Genomic DNA, 3,339 nt, shown 5'->3' with positions numbered 1-3,339 from the left:
CCGCCCGACACCCCGCCTGCTGCCGGCCGACAGCCCTTCAGGAACTCCGAGCCCCGCCGGCGTCCGAGGCGATCATTCAGCCCCGCCGGCGTCCGAGACGTGGGGGTCCCCGGACGGAGCCCGAAGGAGGGTCGGGGCCGAGCCCCAGGGACCTCAGCCCCGGACGCCCCGCAGGGCCATGGCCACGGCCGCCTCCGTCACGACGACGGGATCCTCCGCCGCGCCGAGCTCAATGCGTCGCACGGCCGCATCCACGACCCCCTGCAACAGCATCGCCGCGAGCCGCGGCTCCGGCTGCCCGAGGCCGGCCAGCGCCTCGACGATCATCGCGACCAGCCCGCCGTGCGCCGCGCGGATCTTCTCCCGCGCCCCTGCGTCCAGCTCGCTCGCCGAGATGGCCACCACCGCGCGGTGCCGCCGGTCCCCCACCAGCCCCAGCTGGCTCCGCACGTAGGCCTCGATCTTCGCCTCCGGCGACTCCGCCTGCTCCATCGCCGCCTCGATCTCGGCGGCCCACACGGGGAAGTCCACCGCGCACAGCTCTTCGACGACGGCCGCACGGGAGCGGAAGTATTCGTACACGGAGGACCGGGCGAGGCCGGTCCGCTCCGCGAGGGCGGGGAAGGTCAGCGCCTCCGTCCCGCCTTCGGACAGCAGGGAACGCGCGGCGTCCAAGAGGGCGCCGCGCTGCATCGACCGGTGCTCGGCCACGGAGGCCGCTCGAATCCTGGGCACGCACCCACTCTACGGAGGGGGCGCAAGCTCACCGTCCTACATCTGCCAACTTCGCGCGCAGTTGCAGGACGGACTTGGTGTGGATCTGACTGACCCGGCTCTCGGTGACGCCCAGCACGTTGCCAATCTCGGCGAGGGTGAGGCCCTCGTAGTAGTAGAGGGTCACCACCGTCTTCTCCCTCTCGGGCAGTGTGTTGATGGCCCGCGCGAGCAGGCGCCGCAGTTCGCGGTCCTCCGCCACCTCCACCGGGTTGTCGGCGGCGGTGTCCTCCAGGGTGTCCATCAGCGAGAGGCGGTCGCCGCCGTCCCCGCCGGCGTGGAGCAGTTCCTCCAGGGCGACCACGTTCGCCAGGGACAACTGGCTGAAGACGGTGTGGAGATCCTCCACCGCGATGCCCATCTCCCCGGCGACCTCGCTCTCCGTCGGGGTGCGCCGCAGCTGGGCCTCCAGTGTGGCGTAGGCCCGCTCCACGGCCCGCGCCTTCTGCCGGACCGAGCGGGGGATCCAGTCCAGCGCCCGCAGTTCGTCGATCATCGCGCCGCGGATCCGGGTGATCGCGTAGGTCTCGAACTTGATCGACCGGTCGATGTCGAACTTCTCGATGGCGTCGATCAGGCCGAAGACCCCGGAGGAGACGAAGTCGGCCTGCTCCACATTGGGCGGCAGGCCCACGCTGACGCGGCCGGCGACGTACTTCACCAGGGGCGAGTAGTGCAGGATCAACTGCTCCCGCAGCCGCTCGTCACCCGATTCCTTGTACGAGCGCCACAGCACCTCGAGGGACGAGGGCGCGGTGGACCGCACGCTGCCGCGGGCAGCGGGGGGCACCGCAGCGCGGTCGGACCCTGAGGTGTTTTGGGGCATGCTTCGCCTTTGCCGGAGCCGGATTCCTTGGGAGCGTAGCGTGACGGAAGTGTCGCGGTGCGCGAAGAGTACGGGATGGCGCGGGGGCGCAGGGGCGCTCCGACTCGCACGGGCCGTCCGGGACCGGCGCAGCGCGCACGGTCCCGGCAGCTGCCACCGGGAAGACCGCGTCTCTCATCGGTTTCACTCTTCCACCGGAACTCCCCAGGTCAACGACCGCCTCGCCGGGTGGACCGGGTTTGTATGTCCCCTCCAGCCGTTTGTCGGCTCAACTGCCAGCCGTCGCCCTGCCGTTCGACGAACCCCAGAGAGTGAAGTTCGTACAGTCTGCCGATGACTTCATCGGCGCCGGTGCCGCAGGCAAGTGCCAGCTCCGCCACGTCGGCCGGGCGTCCGGCCGGCAGCGCTTCGAGCACCCGGGCCGTGTCCCGGTCCAGTAGGTCCCTGGCGAGCACCGGGCCGCGCCGCTCGGGAGCCAGCTCGCCGATGGAGCCCACCAGTTCGACCACTTCCGCCGCGTCGGTGACGAGCACGGCCTCGCCGCGCAGCAGCTCGTGCACCCCGGCCGAGAGCGCACTGGTGGCGGCCCCCGGGACGCCCATCGTGATCCGCCCGAGCTGCTGGGCCCGCCGGGCGGTGACGAGGGACCCGCTGCGGTGGGCGGCCTCCACGACGACCGTGCCCCGGGTGAGGGCCGCGATGACCCGGTTGCGCAGGACGAACCTGCTGGGGGTCGGATGGCTGCCGGGCGGCAGCTCGCCGAGGATCAGCCCCTGGCCGGCGATCCGGTCGAGCAGCCCGGAGTGTCCGCGGGGATAGGCGACGTCCACCCCGCAGGCCAGCACCGCCGCGGTCGCACCGCCCGGGGCGAGGGCCCCGCGGTGGGCGGCGCCGTCGATCCCGAACGCGGCGCCGGAGACCACGACCCAGCCCCGCTCGGCGAGCCCGGCGGCCAGGGTCTGGGCCATGTGCGCACCGTACGGGGTGCAGGCCCGGGCCCCGACCAAGGACACCGAACGCAGCGCCCAGGTCCGCAGGTTCGGCCGGCCCCGCAGCCACAGCCCGACGGGGCGGGCGTCGCCGAGGTCGTCGAGCTGGGTCGGCCACTCCGCCGATCCCGGGAACACGAACCGCCCTCCCGATGCGGCGGCCCGTTCGAGGTCGCGCTGCGGATCGGCCAGCGCCGCCCGTCTGCGGTACCCGGCGAGCCGCTCCGGCCCCACCCCCGCCGGAGCCTCCGATCCCGCCTCGGGGCCGGTCAGCAACCCCATCAGCCCCACCGCACCGATCTCCCGCAGCCAGCGGCCGCCGTGCTCGTCCCCGGGCTCGAGCACCCGTGTCAGTGCCGCCCGCGCCAGCAGTTCCCCTTCCGCTGCGCCGGTCATGTCCCGCCTCCCGTCACGGGGATGGCCCCGCGGGCGATCCCGGTCCGCAACTCCAGCGCCACGGCCACGTCCAGCGCGTCGGGCCGGTCCCGCCCCCGCAGGTCGGCCACGGTCCAGGCGACCCGCAGCACCCGGTCCAGCCCGCGCGCGGTGAGCAGTCCCCGCTCCAGATCGCGCTCGGCCTGCGCCAGTGCACCGGGGCCCGGCTGCCACCGGGTCCGCAATTCCTGTCCGGGCACTTCGGAGTTGAGCCGCCACGGCGTGCCGGCGAGCCGGGCCCCGGTGCACTGGCGCAGGCCGAGCGCGATCTGGAGCGGGGACTGCCCACCGCGCGCGGGCTGGACCGGGTGCTGC

The 3,339-nt window shown here is 73.7% G+C and carries 3 protein-coding genes and 1 pseudogene; all 4 read right to left on the bottom strand.

The window, feature by feature from the left end; all coding sequences use genetic code 11:
• Window positions 1-153 precede the first annotated feature (153 nt).
• Window positions 154-711: a TetR/AcrR family transcriptional regulator gene (locus PV721_RS42385; RefSeq protein WP_319734083.1), complete on the bottom strand. Its 558-nt coding sequence runs from the start codon at window positions 709-711 to the stop codon at window positions 154-156.
• Window positions 712-763: 52 nt separating this feature from the next.
• On the bottom strand, window positions 764-1,600 hold the full coding sequence (whiG, locus tag PV721_RS42380) for an RNA polymerase sigma factor WhiG (RefSeq protein WP_319734081.1): 837 nt from the start codon (window positions 1,598-1,600) through the stop codon (window positions 764-766).
• A 209-nt stretch (window positions 1,601-1,809) separates the two neighbouring features.
• Entirely contained in the window at window positions 1,810-2,985 is a 1,176-nt protein-coding gene (dprA, locus tag PV721_RS42375; RefSeq protein ID WP_319734080.1) for a DNA-processing protein DprA, read from the bottom strand.
• Window positions 2,982-3,339 (bottom strand): annotated as a pseudogene (locus PV721_RS42370) (ATP-binding protein); the annotation flags it as partial. The gene dprA and the pseudogene PV721_RS42370, both read right to left, overlap by 4 nt.

The sequence above is a fragment of the Streptomyces sp. MB09-01 genome, assembly GCF_033794505.1.
Taxonomy (GTDB): Bacteria; Actinomycetota; Actinomycetes; order Streptomycetales; family Streptomycetaceae; genus Streptomyces.
The sequence above is the reverse complement of the archived record's forward strand: the minus strand, read 5'-3'. Positions and strand labels throughout refer to the sequence as shown.

Excerpts from the sequence above, each read along its gene's own strand:
- whiG (WP_319734081.1), bottom strand. The coding sequence starts at position 1,600 with ATGCCCCAAAACACCTCAGGGTCCGACCGCGCTGCGGTGCCCCCCGCT.
- dprA (WP_319734080.1), bottom strand. The coding sequence starts at position 2,985 with ATGACCGGCGCAGCGGAAGGGGAACTGCTGGCGCGGGCGGCACTGACA.